This is a genomic window from Prochlorococcus marinus XMU1402, assembly GCF_017696205.1.
In the GTDB taxonomy this organism is placed as follows: Bacteria; Cyanobacteriota; Cyanobacteriia; order PCC-6307; family Cyanobiaceae; genus Prochlorococcus_A; species Prochlorococcus_A marinus_AC.
This window is the reverse complement of record NZ_JAAORD010000001.1, coordinates 375,698-400,468: the sequence shown is the minus strand read 5'-3', so window position 1 is coordinate 400,468 and position 24,771 is coordinate 375,698. Positions and strand designations below refer to the sequence as shown.

The 24,771-nt window shown below is 33.9% G+C and carries 26 protein-coding genes and 2 tRNA genes; 13 read left to right on the top strand and 15 right to left on the bottom strand.

All coding sequences use genetic code 11. The features are described from left to right. Positions 1 to 27: 27 nt before the first annotated feature. A complete protein-coding gene (gene lipB / locus HA141_RS02260; RefSeq protein WP_209116520.1) occupies positions 28 to 678 on the bottom strand; it encodes a lipoyl(octanoyl) transferase LipB in 651 nt (216 codons plus the stop codon). Positions 679 to 722: 44 nt separating this feature from the next. Between lipB and hpf the strand changes: the two genes are divergently transcribed. The 4 genes from hpf (at position 723) to HA141_RS02240 (ending at position 4,012) form a co-directional block, all read left to right on the top strand. Continuing rightward, on the top strand, positions 723 to 1,307 hold the full coding sequence (hpf, locus tag HA141_RS02255) for a ribosome hibernation-promoting factor, HPF/YfiA family (protein ID WP_209116519.1): 585 nt from the start codon (positions 723 to 725) through the stop codon (positions 1,305 to 1,307). Between the two features lie 7 nt (positions 1,308 to 1,314). Continuing rightward, positions 1,315 to 1,974: a 2-deoxyribose-5-phosphate aldolase gene (locus tag HA141_RS02250; RefSeq protein WP_209116518.1), complete on the top strand. Its 660-nt coding sequence runs from the start codon at positions 1,315 to 1,317 to the stop codon at positions 1,972 to 1,974. Further along, positions 1,975 to 2,760: a DNA repair protein RecO gene (recO, locus tag HA141_RS02245; protein WP_209116517.1), complete on the top strand. Its 786-nt coding sequence runs from the start codon at positions 1,975 to 1,977 to the stop codon at positions 2,758 to 2,760. A gap of 85 nt (positions 2,761 to 2,845) precedes the next feature. After that, positions 2,846 to 4,012 (top strand): glycosyltransferase family 4 protein, encoded by a 1,167-nt coding sequence (locus tag HA141_RS02240; RefSeq protein ID WP_209116516.1) that lies wholly within the window; start codon positions 2,846 to 2,848, stop codon positions 4,010 to 4,012. Here the strand turns inward: HA141_RS02240 and proC are convergent. The 10 genes from proC to aroQ form a co-directional block, all read right to left on the bottom strand. After that, on the bottom strand, positions 4,009 to 4,821 hold the full coding sequence (gene proC, locus HA141_RS02235; RefSeq protein WP_209116515.1) for a pyrroline-5-carboxylate reductase: 813 nt from the start codon (positions 4,819 to 4,821) through the stop codon (positions 4,009 to 4,011). The genes HA141_RS02240 and proC overlap by 4 nt on opposite strands. Positions 4,822 to 4,828: 7 nt before the next feature. Continuing rightward, positions 4,829 to 5,404, bottom strand: a complete 576-nt coding sequence (locus HA141_RS02230; protein ID WP_209116514.1) for a cell division protein SepF — start codon at positions 5,402 to 5,404, stop codon at positions 4,829 to 4,831. Between the two features lie 150 nt (positions 5,405 to 5,554). Further along, positions 5,555 to 6,190 (bottom strand): YggS family pyridoxal phosphate-dependent enzyme, encoded by a 636-nt coding sequence (locus HA141_RS02225; protein WP_209116513.1) that lies wholly within the window; start codon positions 6,188 to 6,190, stop codon positions 5,555 to 5,557. A 3-nt stretch (positions 6,191 to 6,193) separates the two neighbouring features. After that, complete coding sequence (locus tag HA141_RS02220) at positions 6,194 to 6,460, bottom strand: PII-interacting protein PipX family protein (protein ID WP_209116512.1); 267 nt, start codon at positions 6,458 to 6,460, stop codon at positions 6,194 to 6,196. A gap of 17 nt (positions 6,461 to 6,477) precedes the next feature. Beyond that, the gene (locus HA141_RS02215; protein ID WP_209116511.1) at positions 6,478 to 7,392 is read right to left on the bottom strand and encodes an energy-coupling factor transporter transmembrane component T family protein; all 915 of its coding nucleotides are present in this window, start codon (positions 7,390 to 7,392) and stop codon (positions 6,478 to 6,480) included. After that, the gene (der, locus tag HA141_RS02210; protein WP_209116510.1) at positions 7,392 to 8,765 is read right to left on the bottom strand and encodes a ribosome biogenesis GTPase Der; all 1,374 of its coding nucleotides are present in this window, start codon (positions 8,763 to 8,765) and stop codon (positions 7,392 to 7,394) included. The genes HA141_RS02215 and der overlap by 1 nt, the downstream gene beginning before the upstream one ends. A gap of 72 nt (positions 8,766 to 8,837) precedes the next feature. Next, entirely contained in the window at positions 8,838 to 9,323 is a 486-nt protein-coding gene (locus HA141_RS02205; protein ID WP_209116509.1) for a DUF1823 family protein, read from the bottom strand. Further along, the gene (gene cobI / locus HA141_RS02200; RefSeq protein ID WP_209116508.1) at positions 9,323 to 10,078 is read right to left on the bottom strand and encodes a precorrin-2 C(20)-methyltransferase; all 756 of its coding nucleotides are present in this window, start codon (positions 10,076 to 10,078) and stop codon (positions 9,323 to 9,325) included. Before cobI ends, HA141_RS02205 begins: the two co-directional genes overlap by 1 nt. A gap of 18 nt (positions 10,079 to 10,096) precedes the next feature. Further along, positions 10,097 to 10,705, bottom strand: a complete 609-nt coding sequence (locus tag HA141_RS02195) for a tRNA-(ms[2]io[6]A)-hydroxylase (protein WP_209116507.1) — start codon at positions 10,703 to 10,705, stop codon at positions 10,097 to 10,099. Next, complete coding sequence (aroQ, locus tag HA141_RS02190; protein ID WP_209117890.1) at positions 10,706 to 11,146, bottom strand: type II 3-dehydroquinate dehydratase; 441 nt, start codon at positions 11,144 to 11,146, stop codon at positions 10,706 to 10,708. A 102-nt stretch (positions 11,147 to 11,248) separates the two neighbouring features. On the opposite strand from aroQ, the gene HA141_RS02185 reads away from it, so the two are divergent. From HA141_RS02185 to HA141_RS02165, 5 genes are all read left to right on the top strand, one after another. Continuing rightward, positions 11,249 to 11,330 (top strand) — tRNA-Tyr (locus HA141_RS02185). Between the two features lie 9 nt (positions 11,331 to 11,339). Continuing rightward, a tRNA-Thr gene (locus tag HA141_RS02180) sits at positions 11,340 to 11,411 on the top strand. A gap of 404 nt (positions 11,412 to 11,815) precedes the next feature. Beyond that, positions 11,816 to 12,025 (top strand): high light inducible protein, encoded by a 210-nt coding sequence (locus HA141_RS02175; protein ID WP_209116506.1) that lies wholly within the window; start codon positions 11,816 to 11,818, stop codon positions 12,023 to 12,025. Beyond that, complete coding sequence (locus tag HA141_RS02170) at positions 12,025 to 12,285, top strand: chlorophyll a/b-binding protein (protein ID WP_209116505.1); 261 nt, start codon at positions 12,025 to 12,027, stop codon at positions 12,283 to 12,285. The genes HA141_RS02175 and HA141_RS02170 overlap by 1 nt, the downstream gene beginning before the upstream one ends. Next, positions 12,286 to 12,513: a M protein gene (locus HA141_RS02165; RefSeq protein WP_209116504.1), complete on the top strand. Its 228-nt coding sequence runs from the start codon at positions 12,286 to 12,288 to the stop codon at positions 12,511 to 12,513. Positions 12,514 to 12,996: 483 nt separating this feature from the next. Here the strand turns inward: HA141_RS02165 and HA141_RS02160 are convergent, their stop codons facing one another. From HA141_RS02160 to HA141_RS02145, 4 genes are all read right to left on the bottom strand, one after another. Continuing rightward, positions 12,997 to 13,683 carry a DUF1028 domain-containing protein gene (locus HA141_RS02160; protein ID WP_209116503.1) on the bottom strand — a complete coding sequence of 229 codons (687 nt, stop codon included), beginning with the start codon at positions 13,681 to 13,683 and terminating at the stop codon, positions 12,997 to 12,999. Then, positions 13,684 to 14,961: a M20 family metallo-hydrolase gene (locus tag HA141_RS02155; RefSeq protein ID WP_209116502.1), complete on the bottom strand. Its 1,278-nt coding sequence runs from the start codon at positions 14,959 to 14,961 to the stop codon at positions 13,684 to 13,686. It abuts the gene before it with no gap. 94 nt (positions 14,962 to 15,055) lie between these two features. Then, positions 15,056 to 17,068, bottom strand: coding sequence for an asparagine synthase (glutamine-hydrolyzing) (gene asnB / locus HA141_RS02150; RefSeq protein WP_209116501.1), 2,013 nt, complete (start codon positions 17,066 to 17,068; stop codon positions 15,056 to 15,058). 4 nt (positions 17,069 to 17,072) lie between these two features. Continuing rightward, a complete protein-coding gene (locus HA141_RS02145) occupies positions 17,073 to 18,185 on the bottom strand; it encodes an aspartate/ornithine carbamoyltransferase family protein (protein ID WP_245157255.1) in 1,113 nt (370 codons plus the stop codon). Between the two features lie 870 nt (positions 18,186 to 19,055). Here HA141_RS02145 and HA141_RS02140 point away from each other — a divergent pair. Genes HA141_RS02140 through HA141_RS02125 form a run of 4 tightly spaced genes read left to right on the top strand, consistent with a single transcriptional unit; the run spans position 19,056 to position 24,665 of the window. Further along, the gene (locus HA141_RS02140) at positions 19,056 to 20,819 is read left to right on the top strand and encodes a hypothetical protein (RefSeq protein ID WP_348535303.1); all 1,764 of its coding nucleotides are present in this window, start codon (positions 19,056 to 19,058) and stop codon (positions 20,817 to 20,819) included. Between the two features lie 2 nt (positions 20,820 to 20,821). Beyond that, the gene (locus HA141_RS02135) at positions 20,822 to 21,853 is read left to right on the top strand and encodes a hypothetical protein (RefSeq protein ID WP_209116499.1); all 1,032 of its coding nucleotides are present in this window, start codon (positions 20,822 to 20,824) and stop codon (positions 21,851 to 21,853) included. Further along, positions 21,850 to 22,563: a DUF6339 family protein gene (locus HA141_RS02130; protein WP_209116498.1), complete on the top strand. Its 714-nt coding sequence runs from the start codon at positions 21,850 to 21,852 to the stop codon at positions 22,561 to 22,563. The genes HA141_RS02135 and HA141_RS02130 overlap by 4 nt, the downstream gene beginning before the upstream one ends. Next, a complete protein-coding gene (locus tag HA141_RS02125; RefSeq protein ID WP_245157254.1) occupies positions 22,560 to 24,665 on the top strand; it encodes a DNA cytosine methyltransferase in 2,106 nt (701 codons plus the stop codon). The genes HA141_RS02130 and HA141_RS02125 overlap by 4 nt, the downstream gene beginning before the upstream one ends. Positions 24,666 to 24,771: the final 106 nt, after the last annotated feature.

The window sequence follows — 24,771 nt, the reverse complement described above, 5'->3', positions numbered from 1 at the left end:
ATTAAATTGATTTTGAAATTTTAATTTCTATTTTGATATAAAATCAAAATTAAATTCTTCCTCGATGGTTTTTTTAACAATTCTCTTGACTTCTTGAATATTTAAATTTTTGTTGTAATCAATCATATTTGCCATAAGACAATTTTCTATTCCGCAAGGAACAATCTTATTAAAGTTTTCTAATTCGCAGTCAATATTGATTGAAAATCCATTTATCGTAATCCATCTTTTACACCCAATTCCAATTGATGCGATTTTCTTATTTCCTATCCAAACACCGGTAAACCCTTTTCTGGAATGACAATCTATATTAAAAGCTCCAAGGATTTTTATTATAATTTCTTCAATTTTTCTTAAGTACCAATTTAAATCTTTATTAAAATTTTTCAAATCTAAAACCAAATACGTTACTAATTGTCCTGGCATATGACAAGTTACCTCACCACCTCTATCAATCTTAAAAACATCATATTTAGTATCATTTAGAGAAAATAGTAAATTATCGTAATTAGATCCTCTCCCCAATGTATAACAGAGTTGATGCTCCCCTATCCAAATAAAATCAGGGTTAGAATTGTCTAAAATCAATGCCTCCTGATATTCTTTTTGTAATTTATAAACATCGTTAAAAGAAGAAATATTATCAGGTTGTTTAATTATTGCTGTTCTATTATCCATATTTAAGTAGATTTAGAAAGTAAGTAAATATTTTTAGATTTGTTATGAAAATTTTAATTCATGGAAAGAATCTTGAGCTCACTGGAGCATTAAAAGAATATACTGAGGCAAAGATAGAAAAAGCAACACATCACTATAAGGATATCGTTAAAGAAGCTGACATACACCTTTCAATTGAAAAGAATCCAAGAGTCTCGTTCCAAACTGCAGAAGTTACTATTTTTGCAAATGGTACCGTAATTAGAGCTGAAGAAAAAACTGAAAATCTATACTCAAGCATTGATTTAGTTTCAAATAAACTTTGTAGAAAATTACGCAAATACAAAGAAAGAAACAATAAAACAACCCATAATAAACAATTTAAAAATAAAGATTCTTTACCAATTGAAACTGTGGAATCAAATTTTTTAGATAAAGCTTTTTTTAAAGAAGGAACTGAAGCAAGTCTGCCTGAGCCATCTATAAAAAATAAATACTTTGAAATGAATCCAATTTCATCAGACGAAGCAAGAAAACAATTAGATCTAATTGATCATGATTTTTATGTTTTTCGAAATAAGAGAAATAATGAACTTCAAGTCATATATAAAAGGAATCATGGAGGTTATGGACTGATTCAATCTAAATAACTTTTAAATGCCCAATATTGAATATGAATTAAACGAGAAAATTCACGCAATTATTATTAACCCCTATCTAACTTGGGAAGATTTCTGTGCGAATTGCGATTTAATCAAAAAATATAATATTAAGAATATTTCAACTTCACTGAATTATTTAGTTGATATTAAAAATCGTTTGAGTAATTACAGCTCAAATATAAACGTTCTCATTTCTTACCCTTTAGCAGATTTACCAGTTTCGTTTATTGAAAAATTAGTTTATTTTGCAAAAGATAATGGTGCAAATGGAATTGAATATAGCCCACATTTTATCAATTTATCCAAAAGAAATTTAGAAACTTTCGCTGCTGAAATAGAGCAAGTTAAGTTATCTGGATTACCAGTTTCAATAATCATAAATAAATCAAAACTACAAAAAGAAGTTTTGTACAATGCGATAGAAATATCTTTGGAATTAGGAATAAAAAATTTTCAATTCGGAGACGGGTTTGGGCCTCCAATAACATCTAATGATGTAGTCGAAATACTAAAAATAACAGGCTCCCAAAATCAAATCAAAGTTGTAGGTGGTATAAAAAAACTGACACAAGTTATTGATTTGCTTGATAATGGAATTAGTTGCGTAGGAACTTCTAATTTTTGTGAGATTTTTCAAGAAGTAAAAGTTATTTAAATGTCTGGTTCTGGCGAGTGCAGACTAGAAGGTCTGTGTATTAAAGCATCTCCATTAGGCGAGAATGATAGATTAATAACTATTCTTACCGATGAGCAAGGGATTGTTCGATTAGCAGTACCTGGTGCCAGACGTCCAAAAAGTAGTCTTGCCGCAGCTACTCCATTAACATATTTAAGTCTGCAGATTTTTGGCAAAAGAAATCTTAAATCTGTACGTCAAATTAAAATATTAAAAAGCTATTCTGGCCTGGGGAAAAATATTGAATGCCTTGCAGCAGCACAAGCAATAACTGAATTAACATTTTTATTAGTGGGGAATAATGACAAGCAACAAAACTATTTATCTTGCGTGCTTGCACATCTAGATAGGATTTATTTATATGAAGAATCTAAAGAAGAAGATATTAAAATGCTCTCAATGAGTATTCAATCTTTAATCCATCTATTAGCCATTGGGGGCATTAATTTACCAGTTCATCATTGTTGTAAAACGGGTAATCCTATTATTCCACCTTTAGGAAATTGGGAATGGAGTTGTTATTATTTACCAAGTGAAGGTTTTTCATCTATAGAAGATCCTCAAAGTAATCTAAAAATAAATGCATCTGAAGTTGCTTTATTACAGAGACTTCTTTTCCCCGAATTACCCATAAAATCTAATGGAGAGTTATTGGGCCCTAAAAAAGTTTGGCTTAAAATATTATTTATTATTGAAACTTGGATCTTAAATCAACTAGAGAAAGATCTATCTTCACTAAAAATGTTGAGAGAAATATACAGTTAGCATTTTCTTGAAACATGAATAAATTTTAAAATTATGATCTTGGGAGCTCTGACTGTTAACTTTATAAATAGTTAATTCAAAAAATGTGGTTCATATTGCCTGGTTGGGTAAAAAATCCCCTTTTTGCGGAAATGTGACCTATGGTAATTCTACTACTGAGGAATTGAAGGCAAGAGGCCATAAAATTAGTTTTATTCATTTTGACAATCCCTCTAGTTCGAATTCATCAAAACCATTATTTCTCGCAAATGACCCTGATGTGAGTCTCCCTTATTTAATAAAGTCCCAAGTTTATACAATACCTTCCCCAAGAGCAGAAAAAGAGCTAAGGCAATCATTGGAAAGATTAAAACCTGACATAGTACATGCAAGCCTAACTTTATCTCCTTTAGACTTTAGACTTCCAGAGCTTTGTAATGAAATTAATGTTCCACTTATAGGCACATTTCACCCACCATTTGATGCAAAAAATAGAAATTTAACTGCGAGTACTCAACAATTAACGTATCAACTTTATGCTCCTTCTCTTGCAAAATTCGATAAAATAATTATTTTTTCTGAACCCCAAAAAAATGTTCTTGAGAAATTAGGAGTACCTAAAGAAAAACAAATAATTATTCCAAACGGTGTTGATGAAAATATTTGGAAACCTTTTTGTGAACAAAATAAAAAATATTATCAGGTAAAAAACAAACTTGGAAATGAAAGAATCTTTTTATATATGGGCAGGATTGCCAATGAGAAAAATATCGAGGCACTTTTACGTTCTTGGCGCCAAACAAAAAAAAATAACTGCAAATTAGTTATTGTTGGAGATGGACCAATGAAGCCAACACTTGAAAATAGTTTTTCTAACCTAATTAATGAAAAATTAATTTGGTGGGGTGCTGAATTAGATTTAGAAACTAGGGTAGCGATAATGCAAATAGCAGAAGTATTTTTCTTACCAAGCTTAGTAGAAGGTTTGTCATTATCACTTTTAGAAGCAATGTCTACTGGTACTGCATGTGTAGCCACAGATGCCGGAGCTGATGGTGAAGTTTTAGATAATGGGGCAGGAATAGTTATTTCAACTGATAATGTGGCTTCACAATTAAAAACGATAATCCCAATTCTTGTTGAACATCCTTCATTTACAAAAGATCTTGGGGAAAAAGCTAGAAAACGTGTGCTTGAGAGATATACAATTACTAAAAATATAGATGCACTTGAAAAAGTTTATATAAACTTACAAGGTAATTTCAAAAACTAACGAAATTCTTTACTTCGATTACTAGCTGAAACTATTGATTCAATTAATGCTGACCTTACACTCTTTTTTTCTAAAACTCTTAAAGCAGAAATTGTTGTTCCACCTGGAGAGGTTACTAAATTTTTAAGCTCAGAAGTAGTAAGTTTGTTTTCTTTTATTAGACTAGTAGTCCCTAGTATCATCTCCATAACAAGTTCTTCTGAAAGTATTTTTGGTAATCCACCGCTTAATCCTCCATCGCTTAATGCTTCTATAATTAATGCAATAATTGCAGGTCCTGATGAAGTTAAAGCTAAAAATGTATCAAGGTAATCTTCAACAAATTCATAAATCTTACTAGTATTTTCAAATAATTTTTTTGTAAATTCTTTCTGATCTTTTGTAATTTCTTCACCCCAAGCAATTCCAGTTAAACCTTTTCCAATAGTTATTGGAATATTTGTAACCACCCTCACACACTTATGGTTAGGAAACTTTTTAGTAAGTCTATTTATTGAAACTCCCGCAAGAATAGAAACTATTAAATTATCTTTATTTTTTATAGGATGCTCCTCATTTATATCATTAAATTGTTGGGGTTTTATCGAAAGAAGTTTATATTGACAATCCCAAATTATTTTTGAATCTTTAGAACCTGATTTATAAACGTTTATATTGTATTTATAATTATATTTTATATTTTCTAAACTTTTTTCTGAATTTACAACACAAAAAACATTCTCTGGTTTAATTAATTTTTTATCTAATAGAGGAGTTATTATAGCATTTGCAATATTTCCAAAACCAATAATCGCAATTTTATCAGTCACAGATTAATCATGAAAAAGCACTTAATTTAGAATTACCCCATGCTGGTTCGGGGGCAGTGCTATTTTCAAAATTAAATTGTGGTGTTTTTTTCTCAGACACATTAGAAGGAGTAGCTTCTTCTGGGAGGGAACTTGTTACATTTACGCAACTTGGAGCAAAAAGAAAAATGCTTTCACCCACTCTCTCTTGATGTCCATCAATCGCATAGGTCCCACCTGCGATAAAATCTACTGCTCTTTGAGCTTGATCGGGATCCATCATAGTTAAATTAAGAATTACAGTTTTTCTTTCTCTTAATGCTTGAATAGCTTGAGGCATCTCATCAAAACTTCTTGGTTCCATTAAGCTTACTTCTGAAGATGAATTTGATATCCCAGGCATTCCTACAACTTTTGATGATCTATTGTTATTCATAAATTCGAATGGATTTGAATTAGCAAGTATATTAGAGTTTTTATGATTTTGTTTAAAATCATTTACATCATTCAATTCATCTCCAGAAGCATAATCCAAATCATCAAAATCATCCTCGAGATACTCATCCCCTGCAACAACTGCCTTTAATCTAGAAATAAGTGACACCTTTTAAATCCTCTTGAAATTGATTACTAAGGTATAAAAAACCTTAAGTAATAGATCCATTTTATAAATGGATAAACTACCTATACTTAAATAACGTTACTTGCACTTTACTGCAAGTTTATAGATAAGATTTTTATAAAAAATAACTAATTATGAGCTATCTCTAAATATCAAAGAACCTAATCTTATCCAAGTTGACCCAGCTTCAACAGCCTCTTCCCAATCCCCAGACATTCCCATTGAGCAATCTGGAAGTTGAAGAGAATCAGCTAGGGAGCGACATTTTTTAAACAATTCTAAATTTTCCATAGAGCTAAGTCCCTTAGGATTAATAGTCATCAAACCAGTTAATAAAATATTTTTCAATTCTTTGATTTCTCTCCATTTCGATACTAATAATTCAGGTCTAAAACCTCCTTTAGTAGGGTCATCACTCAACTTAACCTGCAACATTATGTATGGATTTTTCTTCTCCTCCAATGAAATATTAGAAATCTTTTGCAACTTCTCGAATGAATCAACTGAATGAATATATTTAAAATTTTGAACTATCTTTCTTATTTTATTACTTTGTATTCTCCCAATAAAGTGCCAATTAATTTGCTTAAATTCTTTTAAATTCAATTGCTTTTCAAATGCCTCTTGAAACTTGCTCTCACCAAAATCATTCTGACCTGCATTTTGAATAGTCTTGATTTCTTGACTTTTAAATCCTTTACTTACAGCAAGTATATTTACATTTGAAGGGATTTTATTTTTTATCTTTAAATAATTTGAAGGATTCACCTTTTATAAAAAAGTTTGTGTAAATAAATTCTCCCATTTAGGCAGTTCTTCAGAACCTTTTCTTCTTGCTTTTTGAAGGTTTAATTCGGCCTGATTACGTGCATCTAAATAAGGAATAACTTCAAAAAAAACTTCTCTCTGTCTAATTTCTACCAAAAAAAACATTTTTTGGGCATACAAAGTGGCATATATATCTCTACCATCATTTCCTGGAGAGACTTGGTACAACATGCCAAATGTTGGATGATTCAAATAACGCTCGGAACTCAAACTAAATACTTTGTTATTTATAATGCACCATACAGTTTTCTAAGAAAAATTGCTATGCAAATAAAACATATCGATAATGTATTAACAATTACATTCAATGATTTTGAAGGATGAAGGGTTCTAAATCTATTCATTTTTATAATAATTTTTTTCTTTGAGAGCAATGATTCTGCTCCTTGGTCAATTCTCATAAATATATTTTGAAATAATCTCTCCACTAAAATTAATAAGACATTAAATGATTTCTTTAGTCCTAATTTTCTAAAATTTATTGATCTAACAGAGAATGACTTAATAATATTTTGAAATTCTTCTTGTACTAAAGGAATAAAACGTAATGCAATTAATAATTGAAAAAGCCACTTACTTATTGGTAATCCAATTTTTCTTAATGGATACAAAAACCAACTTAATCCCCATACAATATCCTCTTGTAATGTCGTTAAAAGCATCAAATTAACACTATGAATAACAGTAAATATCAAAGTGGAAGTTTTTATCCCTAATTCAAGGGCTTTTCTCGATAAGTTATAGGGACCAAAACTTATAAACCATATTTTCTGCGAAGGAATTTGTAGAATGTTCCATTCTTTATTGTTTTCCACTACCACTTGCAACTCGTTGGGATTTCTTAAATAGCCATCAATAGATTGAATATCTGAAGAAACAAGTACTGATAAACATCCAATCAATAATGATAAGCAGAAGAGAAAACTCAATGATCGCCACCATACTCTTGATGGCAACAAACTTAAAAAAGTAATCAATAATAAACAACCCACTAAACTCAATCTCCATAAAGGGCCTGCCCAGATTGGAGTTATTAGAAATATCATTACTATAATTATTTTTAATCTACTATCTATAATTCTTAGCCAACTTCTATTGCCATAAACGTATTGACCAACTGAAAATTTTGTGAGTATATTCATTAATCTTTTTGAATTAACTCAATATTTTCCCTTTCTACTTCTTTATTTAATGCTCTTTGTTGTTTCCCTCTCCAAAGTAAAATAATGGGTGTGCCTTCAAAGCCTAAATTTAATCTTATTTGTTTTTCAATATATCTTCTGTAAGTTATTCCAAATAATTTAGGGTCGTTTACAAAAAGAGTAAAAGTGGGAGGTTTATTCTTTACTTGAGTACCGTAATAAAGCCTCCCCTGCTTGCCGCTTCTTTTAGTTGGAGGGCTTTTCCAACTGATTGATTCTTTAAGAACTTCATTAACTACAGATGTTGTAACTCTTCTTCTATGTTGATTTACAGCCTTGAGAGCATGCTCAAAAATATTATCAACTCTTTGACCAGTCAGGGCAGATATAAAAATCATTTTAGACCAGTGTAAAAAATAAAGTTTAGATCTAAGCTCTTTTTCTACTTGATAAATTGTTGAACTATTTTTTTCTACAAGATCCCATTTATTAACAACAATTATACAAGCTCTGCCTTGCTCTTCTATTCTCCCTGCTAACTTCTGGTCTTGATCAGTCACTCCATCTATAGCATCTATAACTAATACACAAACATCACTTCTATCGATAGATTTGAAAGCCCTATTAATACCAAAGAATTCAGTGCCATATTTAACATTTTTCTTTCTTCTAATCCCTGCAGTATCAATAATTTTCCATTGATTATCACCTTTTTTTATAAGAGTATCTATTGAATCAGTTGTTGTTCCACTAATATCGCTTACTATTGCTCTTTGTTCTCCTGAGATTGAATTTAACAAACTAGATTTTCCAACATTTGGCCTGCCAATAATTGACATCATTATCTTTTCTTCTTCATTTTGAATACTATTTTCAGGAAGTTCGCCAATAACTAGATCTAAAAGATCCCCAGTACCTGAACCATGTATCGCTGAAACAGGATAAGGTTCGCCCAATCCTAATTTCCAAAACTCGGAAGCTAAAGAGATTCCAAAAGTAGTGGATTCACATTTATTAACAGCAACAATTGTTTTACAGCTTGAGTTTCTTAACCATTTTGCAATTGATAAGTCACCATCAGTAATACCCTGATTACCATCTACCACAAGTAATGCGAGTGAGGCTTCTTCTAAAGCCAAGAATACTTGTGTTCGTATCTCTGGGAGGAACTCACTATCATCATCAAAAACCAAGCCTCCCGTATCAACTATTTGAAACTCTCTACCTCCCCAAGAAGCATTCTGATAAGTCCTATCTCTTGTAACGCCGGGTTTATCAAATACTATTGCATCATTACTTTGGCAAAGACGATTCACCAAGGTAGATTTACCAACATTTGGTCTTCCAATTATCGCTATTGTTGGAAGAGTCAATTCTTATCTCCAAAGTAAATGGTACCTATTACAACTATACCTTTAATAGATTTATTTTCCTTGGTAAAGAAATTATTTGATTTCTGGATCACCAAAATGGCCTATTGCTGGATTAACTGATGGATAACTTGGACTTGGTATAAGATTATTATGATTTGAAAAAGAATTATTTTCATTAGCCCAATAAATCAACCAATTTACTGCGGTCGCTCTCCTAGTTCTTCTTGGATAAAGTTCATTAATCTTATAACCTTTAAAATTCAGAAAATTTTTCAATCCCTGTTTGTATTCCTTTGGAATTGATCGCGTCAAATGTACTGATGCTATTCTCTCTGAAATGATTTGAGGAGCCTTTCCAAATTTTTCTGACCAATAATTAGGAGTTAATGTACTAGAAACCCAATAATTTAGTGTTGTTTCTCTAATGTAAAAAAGTCTTTCCCAAACCAATTCACAAACAAAAACATCACTTACCTTATCTTCGAGAATAAGCAATAATATTTCCTTAGATATTGGCCATGTAAATTGATTGGCAACGAATTTTTCTGGTTTATTCATTAATCGAACCTTATCAAAATCAAAGAGAAATAAGGCATAACGTCTTTTTTATATTGAGAAGCATATTGAATAATTTGATCGGCCATACCTACACTTAAGGCAATTAATGATTTATTGATAATATCCTCTTTTTTTAAAATTTCCCTTACTAAATTCCATCTTTTCCCAACTTTCATAATGGCCAATACGGTATTATTTCCTCTACTTTCCCTAATTAGGGATGTTAATTCTGTTTTTGAAGAAGGGCATTCTTTGATTATTAAAGTCTCACCTTTTTTAACTAAATCATAATCATTCAAAGCTGCTGCTGCTGAAATAGAGGAAATTCCAGGTATTGTTTTAGTAATAATTTCGGGATGATTATGTTTTATTATCCTCAAAATATTAGATGAGCTTGCAAATAGCGAGGTATCTCCAAGGCAAAGTAAAACAACGGATTCGCTATTTCTTATAAGATTCACAATTTTTTCTACCGCATTAGACCATATCTCATCAGGATCAAAATCCTTCCTCGCCATTGGAAAAATGATAGGTATATTTTTTTTAAATTTGATATATTTCTTGACTATTTCTGCTGCAAAACTTTTCTTATTATCATCTGATATCGGAAAAACTATAACTTTCGCTTTTTTGATTGCATCTACAGCTGCAATTGTTAAAAGTGACGGATCTCCAGGTCCAACACCAACGATGGTTAATGATGCCGAACCACTTTTATAATCTTTAAATACTTTTAAAAATTTTTTTATTAACATCTTAATTTAATTATATTACTAGCTGTGTACCCTTGGCATGAGACAAGTGCTAGCGAGTATCTCTGACTCAAATTTAGACAATTCCTCCAACCTTTCAAAAGTTTGATTTTTAGAGAATTTAGTTTGCGCTAGTTTCCAATAAATTCCAAAATGTCTTGCCTCACTATTAAGCAGAGACTCATAAAGGTCTCTAAAAGATTTATCCTTTGAATTTAGAGCGAGCAAACTTAGTCTTTCATGACTTCTTGCTTCAATGAGTCCTGCGATCAAGAAACTATCTAGCATCCTTTTAGGTTCTTCTTTTCTTATATTTTTAGACAATTCAGCTCCATATGGAGGAGGTTTCAAAGCCTTAAGTGAATGTCCAAGATCCTTTAAAAAATAAAGTATTTTTTCAAAATGTTCTAATTCCTCTCTAGCAATTGGACTTAAAACTTCAGCTAAATTTGGTTCAGAAGGATATCTAAACATTAATTGAAGAGCTACACCTGCAGCTTTTCGCTCGCAATGAGCATGGTCAATAAGAATTTCTATTGGGTTAGATAATGCAATTTGTATCCAATTATCTGAGGTAAATGATGATAAATATTTAATATGGGAAGAAGGTCTTCTAAAGTCCACTAGCATTTAGTCTTTACTACTCAAATATTCAATTATCCCATCAAGTGCTAAATAATAACTTGATATCCCGAATCCGCTAATTATTCCTATAGCTTTGTCTGTAAGAAAAGATTCTTTACGAAAATCTTCTCTACTGAAAATATTTGATATATGTAACTCTACAAATGGAATTTTTGATCCAATCAAAGCATCTCTAATCGAGATGGAGGTATGAGTAAAAGCGCCAGCATTTATAAGAATGCCTTGAATCTTGTTAACCGAATCTTGAATTTTATCAACTATTTCACCTTCATGATTACTTTGAAAACATTCAAGAAGGGTTCCTTTACTTTCTGCAGTTATGTTTAAGTCTTTCTCGATATCACTCAATGTTTTATTCCCATATATTTCAGGTTCTCTAGTCCCCAAAAGATTTAGATTAGGTCCATTTATTAATAAGATATTCATCATCAATAAAATCTTTTCTTTACAAATGCTATCTAGAAAGAAACAAAAAAACCAAAACATTTTCACACAAAGTGTCCATTAACTGATAAGTTCAAATAGTGGGGGTCGGTGCCCGAGTGGTTAAAGGGGGCGGACTGTAAATCCGCTGGCTCTGCCTACGTTGGTTCAAATCCAACCCGGCCCACTTTAAATTGCCCTTGTAGCTCAGCGGTAGAGCACTCCCTTGGTAAGGGAGAGGTCTCGGGTTCAAGTCCCGACGAGGGCACTCCCGGGATAGCTTGGTATTAAAGAAACTTCCACTATCGTACAAAGAAATTATTCAGAAGTGGACGTCCGTTTTCGGGTCCACTTTTCCGTTTTAAAGGTAGATATCAGGAAAGCCCCTTTATCGATCGACTGTCAATTACTAACTATTAGCGGGTCTCATATGTCTTGGACATAAGGTAAGTAAATATATTTTGATAACAACAAAAGATGTACTTTTTATTTTTGAATATATGCATGGTTGATATTTTAATTATTAGCTTCAACATTAAAAATAAATATCTTATTGTTACATATATGTATCGTAATTGCCTACAAAGTACCGAAATACGCATATTTCTAACCTTTTTCTTTACATTAGTTAATAAGAATGTTACGTTTATTAACAATTAAATTATTTAACCAATGACTAATTCTTCATACATAACTACAGAATCAGGTGGAAGGCAAAATATTTTTCCAACTGAACCTCGTCCTTATGTTGATCAATCTGTTTCTTACTATGGATATCCTCAAAACGCAGAAAAAGTTAATGGTCGTTGGGCAATGATCGGTTTAGTTGCACTTTTGGGAGCTTATGCAACTACAGGCCAAATAATTCCAGGTATTTTTTAATGTCTCCTCTTTTAGGTTTTTTAGCTGTAATCGTATTCTTCACAGCTATCCTCGTTGCTTATCTAACCAAGCAATTTCAAAACGAAAATTTAAACTATCTAATTTCAAATCCAATGACAAATTCAAACCCTAAAGTAAAAACAATCGAAAAAGAAAAAGTTGTTGCAGAAACTCTCAATGGTAGATTCGCAATGCTTGGATTAATTGCTGCTGTCGGAGCTTACTTAACAACAGGCCAAATAATACCAGGTTTTGTCTAAATGCTTCTACTGTCTGTACCATTCTACGATTTTCCATCTTCGCCCATACTAATAATTGGCGCGATAGGGATTGTTGTAGCACTGGCTGTATTTTTTCTAGCTTACAAAAAGTACTTTAATTCTCCATTTAACAAAGAACTTCAATTAAAGAAAAAAGCTCTATTGAAGGAGAAAACAGAACTAAACAAAAAACTTGAGAAAATAGAGCAAGATTTAAAAAATTTATAGTAAAAACCAATGAACATAGACATTTTCTTAATCTCTTTCTTTACTTATCTCTTAGTACCAGTGGTAATGATCGCTAAGGGTAAAAAAGCAACTAACTAAGAAAGATTTAGACTCCCAAAAATAAGAATTTAAACTCTTTTCAATACTTACAAAGTCGTTATAGAGTTTTATATAAGTTTAAGGAGGGTAATCTTATGACCAACCTCGCTATCGAGCTACTGGTCTTGACTGTAGTTTTAGTAAATTTTGGAGCAATCCTTACAGCTAATATTTATTCAAAATCAGTAAAGGAATTTAAACGCAATAGATTATTTTGCAGTAAGTCTTTCAGCAATCCCTATTGCATTATCTGAGCAAAATTTTTGCTCCTAATTTAATAGGTCTTTAGCGATCGATATAAAACGAGAATTTGCTAATCTTTAGCAACTTCGGAGAGGTGGGTCGCTTTTCATTTTGTAAAAATTTGAAAATAATAATTAAAGTTTAAGCAACCCTAAATTCCCGTTTCATATTCATTTCAGGCAGGTCATTCATTGAGTCTCTCCATTCCTGGGCCCACTCACTTTGACTATGTTTATAAATTCTAATTAGTTCATCTACAGAGGAATCATGATAATCAACTCTCAGATCTAAAAGAGGAAAGCCTAGTTCTCCACTAACTTTTAGAGCGCTTGAGGTTGAACGGAGGCTTCGTTTATCTCCACCTACACTTTCTCCTGCATTAAGAGCATCAAGTAGTCTTTTCCCTAATTTAATATTTGGATCACTTTGTTTGAAAACATCAGCCATCACCTCAAGAACTTCAATATTCTCTAGAAAATTGCCAGCTACAGAAAAGTTTTCTCCACTAATATGTCCGCTTGTCTGAAAACATTCTTGACCTGTCCAGCATTCGCTTCTCCCATACTTATCAATTAAGTGAACCTGTCTTTTTTCCCTTCCAAAATCTTCTTTAATTAAATCTTCCAAAACAATTTTCGAATCAGAGCAAGATTGGAGTGACTCAAGACTTCTTATTCCTAAATAAGGATTAGTTTGCCCTTGAGTTGCAACAGCACCAACCTGTGATCTAACGAATGAAACTGTTGAGCCAACAGCTATATGGCAAGAAGAAACTGCAACACCAAATCTATTTTTTAAAGGATCAAAACCAATAATTGAAAATGTCATTTATATCATTAGTGGCTTGTCTAAAAAATTCTTATCAATGAAAAATATTGTATTTAATAAAACCTCAATACCATTAGCACATTGATCAAGAGAAGTATATTCCTTATAGGAATGACTCAGACCATTTCTGCTTGGGACAAAGATCATAACCATAGGACAGATCCTTCCTATTTCTTGTGAGTCATGACTTGCTTTGCTTGGTAAGATTCCAGTTTTAAATCCCAACTTTTCAGATTCATGAAATGAAGAGCTCACTAATTTAGGACATGACTTAGTGGGGATCACTTCAAATTGAGGTTCTATCTGTACTACGCATCTAGTACCTTCTTGAATTTCTGAGCATAGATTCTCAATTCTTAAGCTCATGTTCCCAATCACATCTTCATCCAAATCTCTCATATCTATTGTGAATACTGCCTCTCCTGGAATAACATTTGCCGCATTGGGATGTAATTTCAATTTACCGACAGTTGCGACTGCACTTTCAGAAGTAGTTTTAGCTATCTGTTCAATGCCAACAATAATTTTAGAGGCGGCCAAAAGTGCGTCACTTCTATTTGACATCGGGGTAGTTCCTGCATGATTTGCCTGACCTTTAACCCTAACGGTTATCCTTTTTTGACCTACTATTCCATTAACAATTCCGATATCCAAACCACCATCTTCAAGTACCTTTCCCTGTTCAACATGTAATTCAAGAAAAGCGAATATATCTTTTTTACTTCTTGCCGCACTTTTAATCTCAAGCCAATTTCCACCAATCCGAGAAAGATTATTAATTATGGAGCAAGAATTACTGGTAACAAAATCTTCTTCTTTAACAGATAAATTACCTGTAAAGCCTTTACAACCAATCATTGTCGATTCTTCATCAGCAAAGACAATTATTTCAAATGGTCTATTTAATTTAATGTCATTTTCCTGAAGAAAAAAAGCAATTTCAATTCCTGCAATCACTCCTAAAGTTCCGTCATACTTACCTCCCTTTGGAACAGTGTCGAGATGAGATCCGGTAACAATGGGAGGTAGATTATTATCATGCCCATCTAATCTTGCAATAATATTTCCTGCAGTATCAATTCTTATTTTCAAACCTAATTCCTTAAGGGTTGTCATAAAAAAATTTCTTGCATATATATCTTCATCAGAAAAACCTCTTCTTGAAACAGAACCATTCTCAGAAGCTCCGATTGAAGAAAAAGAATTTATCAAGTCTTGGATTCTCTCCTTATTTATTACCTGTGGCTCTAGGATATTTAACCCAGCGCTATAACTCATACTTCTATTACTTAAGCCTATTTAAGGTCTCTTATTTTTCAAATAAAACCTGTATTGGTTTACACCTTTTCAGAAATTAATTTAAGAAACGAATTCAAACTTTCCAGCCCAAATTATCAGCCATCTTTTGAGCCTTATCTGGGATATCCTCAATTATAAAAATCTTATATAAGATCTGAACGCTTAAAAGATGATTGATTATTGCATCCAATTGTACTTTTTCTGAGGCATCAATCTCTGAACTAAAAAATTTATTCAGCAAATCATTTACTTCTGTTTCATCCAAGATTCCAAATTCTCTTATCCTCTCCGGACTTAAAAATTCATTCACAATTTCCTGCATAGAACTTAAATTATCTTTATCTGCATGGGAGGGGGGAGCCATGAAAGGAAATTTTTCACGTTTATATAGTGATTCAGGCAGCAATCCTGACATGGCTTCTCTTAAAACATACTTCTCGACATTGTCTTTAATCCTTAATTCAGGGGGGACAGCAACGGCAGCTTCAGCTAGGTGATGATCTAAAAATGCAGGTCTGGCTTCCATTGAATTTGACATATCCACTCTATCTCCACCCCATGTGAGAATTTGGCCCTCAAGCATAGTCTTCATCCAAACATACTGAGCCTGATCAATTGCGTATCTATTTTCTAACTGTGCAAGGTCAAGTTCTCCAAAAATTGCCGCCCCGGGATCATAAGTTTCCGTTATCTCTTTATATTTACTTGAGACTAGACTTTTCGCATAAGTTTCACATGCAAGCCAAGGTTGAAGACAACTTGGCGTGAATCCTAAAAATTCCTTGAAAGATTTATTACTTATCTCTTCATTAGCTAGCATCGCGCCCTTGAAAATATCATTTGAATTTTCCAGATTTTCTTTAAGATTCTCAGATTCTGAATTAGAAATTCCGACCCCATAGGTATACATATCTTTTCTAAAAGCGGGATAGCCCCCAAACAATTCATCTGAGCCCTCTCCTGTCATAACGACCTTATAATCGAGTTCATTCACTCTTTTACTCATAAGGTACTTTGCAATTGCAAGGGTGTTATAAATAGATCTTTCAGTAAACCATAGAACCTTTTCAAAATTCCCATACAGATCATCTCCATTTATTTTTAAAATCTCATGATCTGCATTGGTGGCGACAGCCATCTCTTTTGCTATCGAAGTTTCATCATATCTTTCATCACTGAAACCAATCGTGAATGCCTTTACTGATTTTTGACTTATGGCAGAAGCCAATCCCAAAATTGAGCAACTATCAATTCCACCGGACAAATAACAGCCGACAGGAACATCAGCGACCATTCTTAATTCAACTGCTCTCAACAATTCTTTTCTAATATTTTCAATAAAATATTTTTCACTTTTATCTCTTTCATAAGTGTTTTTCTTAGGGAAATTTATATCCCAGAATTTTTCCTCTGTTATCTGAAATTTATTATTTACTCTTTTGACCTTAAGGATATATCCGGGTTTAACTTGTTTAACACCGGCAAATGCTGTAGAGCCAGGTACCATTACCTGCATCAATTGATGAACCAGTCCTTCACCCGTAAATTTTCTTTCAACTGATGGATGAGCAAATAATACTTTTAATTCAGAGCCAAATATTAAGGAATCATTGGTCTCAATCCAATATTGAGGTTTAATCCCAAAACGATCTCTTACAAGATAAAGACAATCCTGTTTTGCATCAAACAATGAAAAGGCAAATTCTCCTCGCAGATAAGATAATGATTCATCAATGCCATATTTCTCATAAAGCCTAAGTAATATTTCCGAATCGCTTTTTGAAGAAAAGCTTACCCCCTGTGCAACAAGATCAGCCCTGATTCTCTGAAAGTCATAAAATTCACCATTATGCGCCATCAGAATATGATTTTCGGCACCACCAACAAAAGGCTGTCTGGCTCGATTTTCATTTAAATCTATTATTGATAATCTCGCATGACAGAATCCTACAGAAGCACCATCTGATAATTTATATCCAAAACCGTCAGGTCCACGATGGCTTTGAATAGCCGCCATATTTACAAGAATCTGAGGTTCAACAGATTTATCTTTTGATTTATTAAAAACCCCGCCTATTCCACACATCTAGTTAAACGACATCCATCACTCTTGTTGTTCTATCCATCAGACAGGTAAGTAATGCCATTCTTACAAATACCGCTCCTCTTGACTGAGCAAAATACCAATTTTTTGAGGTCTGATCCAATGATGTTGACAATTCAGGACCACGAGCAAGTGGATGCAATATTATGGAATCTTTTTTAAATGGCAACTCACTGTGCAATTTAAATGAACTTCCATGAACCTCGTAATTTTCTCCCACCCATGCAATTGCATTTATATAGGTAACGTCCAGGGAAGGTAATACTTTTTGCATATCCGTCTCCAGCTCAATCTTCAGATCAGATTCAATAAGTTGTTCAAGCTGGCCTTCATCAAATAAATCGTTCTGATCAATTGATTTGTCATCGTAAATGACAATAATTTTTTTTATGAAATATGGAAACTTGCAGAATAATTTCAGAAGAGATCTGACTGTTCTCATACGTGATGGAACTCCGATGATACCAATGGTTATTTTTTCACTATCATTAATTGATTTGTTAACCAGATGCGGTCTCCATTTAAAAATAGTATAAAGATCAGACATCGCCTGAGTGGGATGTTCATCGATTCCGTTACCGGCATTTATTATTGGAATTCTCAATGATTTTGTCATTTCAAAGATCGCCTCATTGTCACTTTCTCTGAGGACAACGCAGTCACCGTAATTATTAAACATATGAGCAATATCCAGATGGGTTTCTCCCTTGGCAATTCCAGTGGAACTTTTATCGGTGATATTTATTGAATCGCCGCCCAGCCTGTGCCATGCGCTATCAAACGATAACCTTGTTCGTGTGCTTGGTTCATAGAAGGCATTTATGAGTATCTTTCCCTTGAGGGGACTGTTATGGGAAATATATCTGTTTGGGTTACTTTCGAATTTTGCAGCCAGCCTGAAAAGTTGTAGAAGACAATCTTTGCTGAAGGGGTCTATGGAAATTACGTGCCTATCCAATAACTCATAAAGAAATTCTGCTCTTTCCTTAATTTCAGATAATAAATTCTGAGGATGAGTGGAGCCGTAAATATCAGGTCCGATTCTTGAAAAAGAATATGATTTTTCCTTATGTAAGGTTTTTACTTTATATAGTCCCAAAATATTAAAGTTCTAAAATTTGTGCCGATAACTACATTTTTATAAACAAAAATCAATAAAGACAAGTAATTTCAAAGAAAAATCTCAGAAAAAGTCTAATCATTATCAGTTTCTGTATAGAACTAATACAGGAAATATTTAATTCAGTTCAGAATTTAACAGCATGAACAATCACTTTCAGATTCAGGATGAGAAGATTCTAGGGCATCTGCAATATCTCTGAGCATGTCAGCCACTTACCCCGAAGGACATTTAAACTTAGTTATATATTCGACACTCTTCTTCGCCATTTCTGTATATGCGGGGAGTATTAAATCATCAATCTGATTTTGAGTGGGTTTCCATCTCGCCTCGCAATTGTCGGTCATTTATAAGCTTAGAATTTCTACAATATAATTTGAACTCCAGCTGATTTCAACATCAAAAGATATAGATGTATAAGTACAAGATTTAAGTGGACTGAAGATAATTTACAGCAATCCCTATAAATAATTTGACCGCAACAGATGGGCAGTCCCCCATAGGGGGTTATTGCAAGTGATAGAGCGTATAAAATCTGTAAAGAAATTTATGATTAATATTTATAATATGGCTTCTAAATGTTGCAATTCTCTGGCCTTGAGATGACAATCTGATCGTGGCATCTATTATTTATTAACGCTTTATATAGTGTCTGAAGGGGATTTGAAAACAGCAAAGACACAACTGAAATGGATTGGGACACCATCGCTTGGACAGGGTAGATCCAGTGGTGGTAATGCCGCGAGTGAGATTTTTGAAGCAGGTGGGTCACAGAGAAAACGATCACTGCTGGAAACACTTGTAAGAGAAATCTGTCAGAACAGTCTCGATCAGAGAAAGGATAAAAAGGTGAAAATATTTTTTGATCTGATTGTGCTTAAGGGAGAGAAAAAAGAGAAATTTCTTAAATCAATCAACAGTGAAACTCTTATTCCTCATCTTTCATCAGTGAAAGGTTCAAGTGGAACTGCCCTTACCCTGAAGGCCGGACTTGAATCAATGAAATCATCTGATCTTGTCTGTCTGAAAATAAGTGATTACGGAACTGATGGTCTGACAGGTGATGACTGGGACGAGAAAGGAAATTTCCGTAAACTATGTGTGCAGAATTTTTCAACCGGAAAAGAGTCTGGGCTAGGAGGAAGCTTTGGACTGGGGAAGGCAGTCAGCTGGATGCATTCAAGAATATTCACTGTTCTTTTCTCATCAAGAATTGAAGGCAGAAAGAAATTAAGAATTTTTGGAAGAAGCGAAATTCCTGCTCATGAAATGGACGGGAAATCATGGCTTGATGGTGCCTATATGGGGTCTGAAAGTGAAAAAGATGGTATTCCAATTGCGGAATCCATCTGGATGAAAGAAAGAGATGCAGAAAAAATTCTTCTCAATCGTGACAATGAAACTGAGTGCGGAACAACTATCCTCATTCCAACTTTTCACGAACCTGATCGTGATGATACCGGTTCATCAGGGATAAGAGATCCCGAGGAGCTCTGCAGAGATTTCACAAAAGCTGCATCAAAATGGTTCTGGCCTGCAATCAGCTGGGAAAGACTTGATTTCAAAGCAAGAGTATTTCGGGAAGAGGGGAAATCAGCTGAATATATATCTGAAGCGCGTGCAGATGAAATATGGTCTCCATTCGTTGAGTGCGGAAGAGTCGAACCTTATGAAGGTGCAAAATCATTATTCCCAGGCGACAGTTCCTCAATTGATGTTGAGTTTCCCATACCTAGAAGAGTGGAACCCTCAGACAATCCTGAACTTCTTCATGATGAGCTTAAAAGTACTGTCAGACTTGGAGTTGCAAGAGTCTCTTCCAATGAGGAATGTCTGCCATGCCGTTCAACCATTGCACTTATAAGGGGTTCTGGAATGGTTATAGATTATGCCGAAGGAGCAAAGTTAAGTGATGGAGGTTCCTATTGTGCAGCTGCATTTGTAGGTACATCATTGAATGAGATTGCTAAATCTGACAAGACAGAGTTAAGCAGGGAATATAACGCATTCGCTGAAGAATATTTCCGTGCAGGTGAGCCAGTGACTCATGATGACTGGCTGCCCACAACAAGAAGACTGAGAGAAAGTTATACATGGAGAGGTCATGCCAACAGACTTAGAGGAATCAGATATGAACTAAGGCAGATCCTCATTCAGAACTTACTGACTTCTTTTATTGCACCTCCAGATGAAGGACCAGAAATGCTTAAAAGAATGATTAATCTTGGCAGAGGAATTAAAGAAAAGAAAAGTCTATCCAAGACAAAAAGTTCCGCACTTGAAGTTGTTATAGATAGAGATCAATGCTGCTTCATTAAAAAAGCCAATGGATGGAGAATAGCCGGCGAATTAGTACGATCAGGTGAATCAAACAGAACTGCAAAAGTATATTTATCTTTCCAGAGCATTGCAGACAGTGGCCAGGGAGAAATGTGGGGAATAAGTGATATGAGAATTATGGGGAGTGAAAAATATATTTCATATGACGATTCTGATTCAAGGAGATTTGTATTCTCTGCTGAAAACCAATTTTCATCAGTTCCTTTTGAGTGCATAGTCAAACCTCCATCAGGAGTAAACCCTGAAATTGCAGGCTTCAGGAAGGTGGGTTAATCATGCATTTCGTCCCTTGGAAAACAATTGATCTTGATGGAGCATTTCGAATAACAGCTCCAGACAGTATTTCTGAAGAGGTGATTCAGGAAGTAAGCAATGGAATTACTTTCAAGTTCAATGGCAAACTTAAAAAGACAAAACTTGAAATTCTGCTAACTGCTCCATTTGAATGGGAAGAAACTCTTCATCCCACAGAAAGGAAAAAGCCTCCGGTTAAATTCATATGTCGTCTCATAAGCAGATCAACAGGTAGAAGAGAAATAATTAATTTAGAAGATGGCGGTGGTGGATTCTTCTTTTCCGAAACTTCCTATATATCTTTTTTAAATGGAGAAGAAGTCAGAGCAGAAGCTCTGCTTGTAAGAACAGAACAATTTGCCGGAGAAAAATCAAGGAGCGGCTATGCCACAGAAATGGGGCAGATAATTGGGAGGAGTCTTATTCACACCATTCGTTTCGCAACCGCCGAAGCTAATAACGACTCAATCTTCAACATAAAGTGGCAATCTTTCCCCCCTGAGAGTAAAGATCAGTTATGGAGATTAATCCCAAGTGAACCTCCAGTAATTGAAATGAATGCAGATGTGACTACATCATTGAAAAAACTTCTGATGAGTAAGGCCTTGAGGAAAGATATCAATTCTCTTCAGAGAGATATCATCTTCACCGCAATTTGTTCCACTGTTTGGACCATGCTTATTTCTATTTCGATGAACTCCATCCAGAATATGTTGAATATAAACAGTGACCTGAGCAGTGAAGAAATTGTTGAGCAATTGCCGCCATCACAACTTCAGACTCTATCTCTATTTTCCAAGAATCTTCTTGAAACAAATATTTCTCCACATGAGGCGGTTGTTGCTCTTGCTAATGAACTTAGATCACCCGAATCTTTTCAGAAGTTTATTCTAAAAATGAGTTCAATAATCCAGGAGGAAACAAAGATTTTGGAATTGGCCGAAATAATGGCGAGAGGGTGCATTTTTGAATCAGAGATTCCCACTGACCTTGAAAAAGAGGAGGTTGCATGAGCGAAAAACTCTTCAGATTGAAATCACCTCTGATAAGTAATGGACTTATCTCTGCTTTAAGAAATCCAGATTCTGTAAGTGTAGAGGAAGTAAACTGCACGGTTGATCTTACGAATCTCTCAACACTTATAGATCAACTTATTCTCGAAAAAGTAATTGGTGCAAACCTGGATGCAAGATTAGTTGAGTGTGTTCATACAACATTCAAATCTCTGCCTTCTCATATTCTTACTGATATGAGGATGTGGCACTGGCTATGCGTAATAAGATATCCAAATATTCCGTGGCTTAGATGGAGAGGTAATATTCCGGTTGATCCGGAAGATGGATTTACTGTTGGAACTGGAAAGAAACATGTTCCATCACTTAGATTTCTTGGAACATCATCTATAAATGGACACGGCAGAAATACTTTCTCGAGACTTTTTTTTGCCGCCGACAGGATGATGGAGAATGATCATTCTGACTATTCCCTAGTCAAAAAATTATTTACCAGTCAGGAACTTCATCTTGGTTTGAGTGATCGTGAATTTGGCCTGATCCCAAAGATAAATAGAATACTTACTGAAAAGCTAGTTGAATTGCCAGACAGCAAAATAAGAAGTGCAATAAGAAAACTAAATTCCCTTGGAGGTTCAATATGTCTTGATCTTTTAAGTGAAGAACAACTCCAGCAGTTAATTGATACTCAGAGTAAAGAGGTCGCATGATTCATAAAAATGCAGTAGGCAAAAGTGATCCACACAGACTAAGTCCTGTAAGAGGGCCTTCATCAGAACTTGAGGCACATCTAGATTCATGCAGTTTTGATGAACTTCCTGAATATGCAGCAAAAGTTCGATCTATAAAAAAAGAACCTTATTTTGCTGTTGACCTTTTTTCAGGTGCTGGAGGTTTGAGCCTTGGACTGCATCGTGCAAATTTTGATGTAATACTGGCCTGCGATATCAGAAACGATTCAATAATGACTCATAGACATCACTTTGGTGGATGTTCATATGAATGTGATTTAAGCAAAAGAAAAGTTATTAATGAAATTTCAGAACAACTTAATAAGTGTGGAGAAATATCACTTATTGCAGGTGGTCCGCCATGTCAGCCTTTCTCCCGAAATATCAAATGGAGAAAACATAACGAAGAAGTTTCTGCTCAACATCATGAACTTAATGAAGATAGAAGAGAATTATGGGAATCATTTATTTCGATAGTGGAGCAGGTTAAACCAAAAGCTTTTCTAATGGAGAATGTTACTGATATTGCGCAGACAGGTGAGCAGGAAATATATAGATCAATAATTAATAGAGCTGAGAAAGCTGGCTATCGCATAAATCCTAAATTAATTTATGCATGGCAATATGGAGTACCTCAACTAAGGCCAAGATTATTTATTTCCGGAACAAAAATAAATGAATGCGCTCCTTTGAAATGGCCAAAGCCAAAATATGATTCTGTCGAAGAGGCAGTCACATTAGACGAGGCGATTTCAGATCTCCCTCCTCTTAAAGGAGGATGGGATGAAAAGTGGGATGAAAAATATAGCTATGAAGGACCGAAAAACGATTATCAGAAATTAATGAGGGATTGGTTGGATATTGATGACGAGATGATTCATGACCATCTGATAAGAAAAGTAAGGGAAGATGATCTTGAGACATTTAAATTAATGCGATCAACCGGGATCAAATATTCCCAATTATCAGAAGAGCAAAGAAGATATTCAGTTACGAGCAAAGCTTTCAGAGAGGGTAAGCAAGTAAAGCAAAATCAGAAAATGAGTTTTGGTGATAAATACAATATCCTCAAACCTGATGAACCATGTCTGACAATAACTGCACATATGTCAAAAGATGGTTATTGGTATATTCACCCTCACCAGAATAGAACCCTATCAGTAAGAGAAGCGGCCAGAGTTCAGTCTTTCCCTGATGGTTTCAATTTTTATGGAGGGCCTTCAAATAGATTCCACCAAATTGGAGAAGCTGTTGCACCGATTGTTGCTTTCGAACTCGGTAAATCTTTAATGAAATCAATTAAAAAAGAGAAAGAATTTACACAATCTGATGTAGTGCCCAAACTTAGAGAAAATCTTATTAACTGGTATGAATCAAATAAAAAAGAAGTTGAACTTATATGGACAAAAAAAAGGGAAGGCAGAAAAATAATTCCAAGCAATATAAGGGCATGGAATGCTTGTCTTGGAAATTTACTTCCAGAGACTTTTAAAAAAAATACTAAAGAAAAAAATAAACCTGCGATCTTAGGAGATAAAGATCTTGAAAGAAGGAAAAAAGATACCTACCAAAGATTAAAAAACTTTTGGCCTGCTCCTGAGATTTTTCTGCAAGATAAAGCTAGAAAAATGAAAATAAAAAGTTTTAGTCTTGAAAAATATATCCCTTCACTAGAACTGATTGCTGAAGAACTTACAAAAGATGAAATTGACTGGAGTGAAATCGCAAGAAAAGAATATGATTTGTTTTCAAGGAATTCCGTAAGAGGTGCTTTAGCTACAGTTGGATTAACCACAGAAATAAAACAATCAATATTTATTAGCAGAATTATTTCTCAGATCATGGATATTGATCATGAAATCTTAAAATTCAGCAATATGAATAGAGATATACATATAGGTCATTTACTAGAGACAGACAGTGAGGGGACAGGCTATTGCTCATTACTTGCCTTATCAAAACAAGAAAAAAAAGAGGTAATTATTGAAAAAATAATCAAGGAGATTTCATCTAAAAATTTCGATAATTCCAAACATGGAGTTCCTAAAATTTCCTCATTAGATTCACAAATTGCATCATGAAAAGATACAAATAAATATTAAAGATCGGCATCAAGAATTTTAAGAATATATAAATTTACTCAATAAACAAAAAAATATTGATAAGAACATCGAAGAAAAAAATAAT

Coding starts and splice junctions, on each gene's coding strand:
- lipB (WP_209116520.1), bottom strand. CDS start 678: ATGGATAATAGAACAGCAATAATTAAACAACCTGATAATATTTCTTCT.
- hpf (WP_209116519.1), top strand. CDS start 723: ATGAAAATTTTAATTCATGGAAAGAATCTTGAGCTCACTGGAGCATTA.
- HA141_RS02250 (WP_209116518.1), top strand. CDS start 1,315: ATGCCCAATATTGAATATGAATTAAACGAGAAAATTCACGCAATTATT.
- recO (WP_209116517.1), top strand. CDS start 1,975: ATGTCTGGTTCTGGCGAGTGCAGACTAGAAGGTCTGTGTATTAAAGCA.
- HA141_RS02215 (WP_209116511.1), bottom strand. CDS start 7,392: ATGAATATACTCACAAAATTTTCAGTTGGTCAATACGTTTATGGCAAT.
- HA141_RS02205 (WP_209116509.1), bottom strand. CDS start 9,323: ATGAATAAACCAGAAAAATTCGTTGCCAATCAATTTACATGGCCAATA.
- cobI (WP_209116508.1), bottom strand. CDS start 10,078: ATGTTAATAAAAAAATTTTTAAAAGTATTTAAAGATTATAAAAGTGGT.
- HA141_RS02195 (WP_209116507.1), bottom strand. CDS start 10,705: ATGCTAGTGGACTTTAGAAGACCTTCTTCCCATATTAAATATTTATCA.
- aroQ (WP_209117890.1), bottom strand. CDS start 11,146: ATGAATATCTTATTAATAAATGGACCTAATCTAAATCTTTTGGGGACT.
- HA141_RS02175 (WP_209116506.1), top strand. CDS start 11,816: ATGACTAATTCTTCATACATAACTACAGAATCAGGTGGAAGGCAAAAT.
- HA141_RS02170 (WP_209116505.1), top strand. CDS start 12,025: ATGTCTCCTCTTTTAGGTTTTTTAGCTGTAATCGTATTCTTCACAGCT.
- HA141_RS02165 (WP_209116504.1), top strand. CDS start 12,286: ATGCTTCTACTGTCTGTACCATTCTACGATTTTCCATCTTCGCCCATA.
- HA141_RS02160 (WP_209116503.1), bottom strand. CDS start 13,683: ATGACATTTTCAATTATTGGTTTTGATCCTTTAAAAAATAGATTTGGT.
- HA141_RS02155 (WP_209116502.1), bottom strand. CDS start 14,961: ATGAGTTATAGCGCTGGGTTAAATATCCTAGAGCCACAGGTAATAAAT.
- asnB (WP_209116501.1), bottom strand. CDS start 17,068: ATGTGTGGAATAGGCGGGGTTTTTAATAAATCAAAAGATAAATCTGTT.
- HA141_RS02135 (WP_209116499.1), top strand. CDS start 20,822: ATGCATTTCGTCCCTTGGAAAACAATTGATCTTGATGGAGCATTTCGA.
- HA141_RS02130 (WP_209116498.1), top strand. CDS start 21,850: ATGAGCGAAAAACTCTTCAGATTGAAATCACCTCTGATAAGTAATGGA.
- HA141_RS02125 (WP_245157254.1), top strand. CDS start 22,560: ATGATTCATAAAAATGCAGTAGGCAAAAGTGATCCACACAGACTAAGT.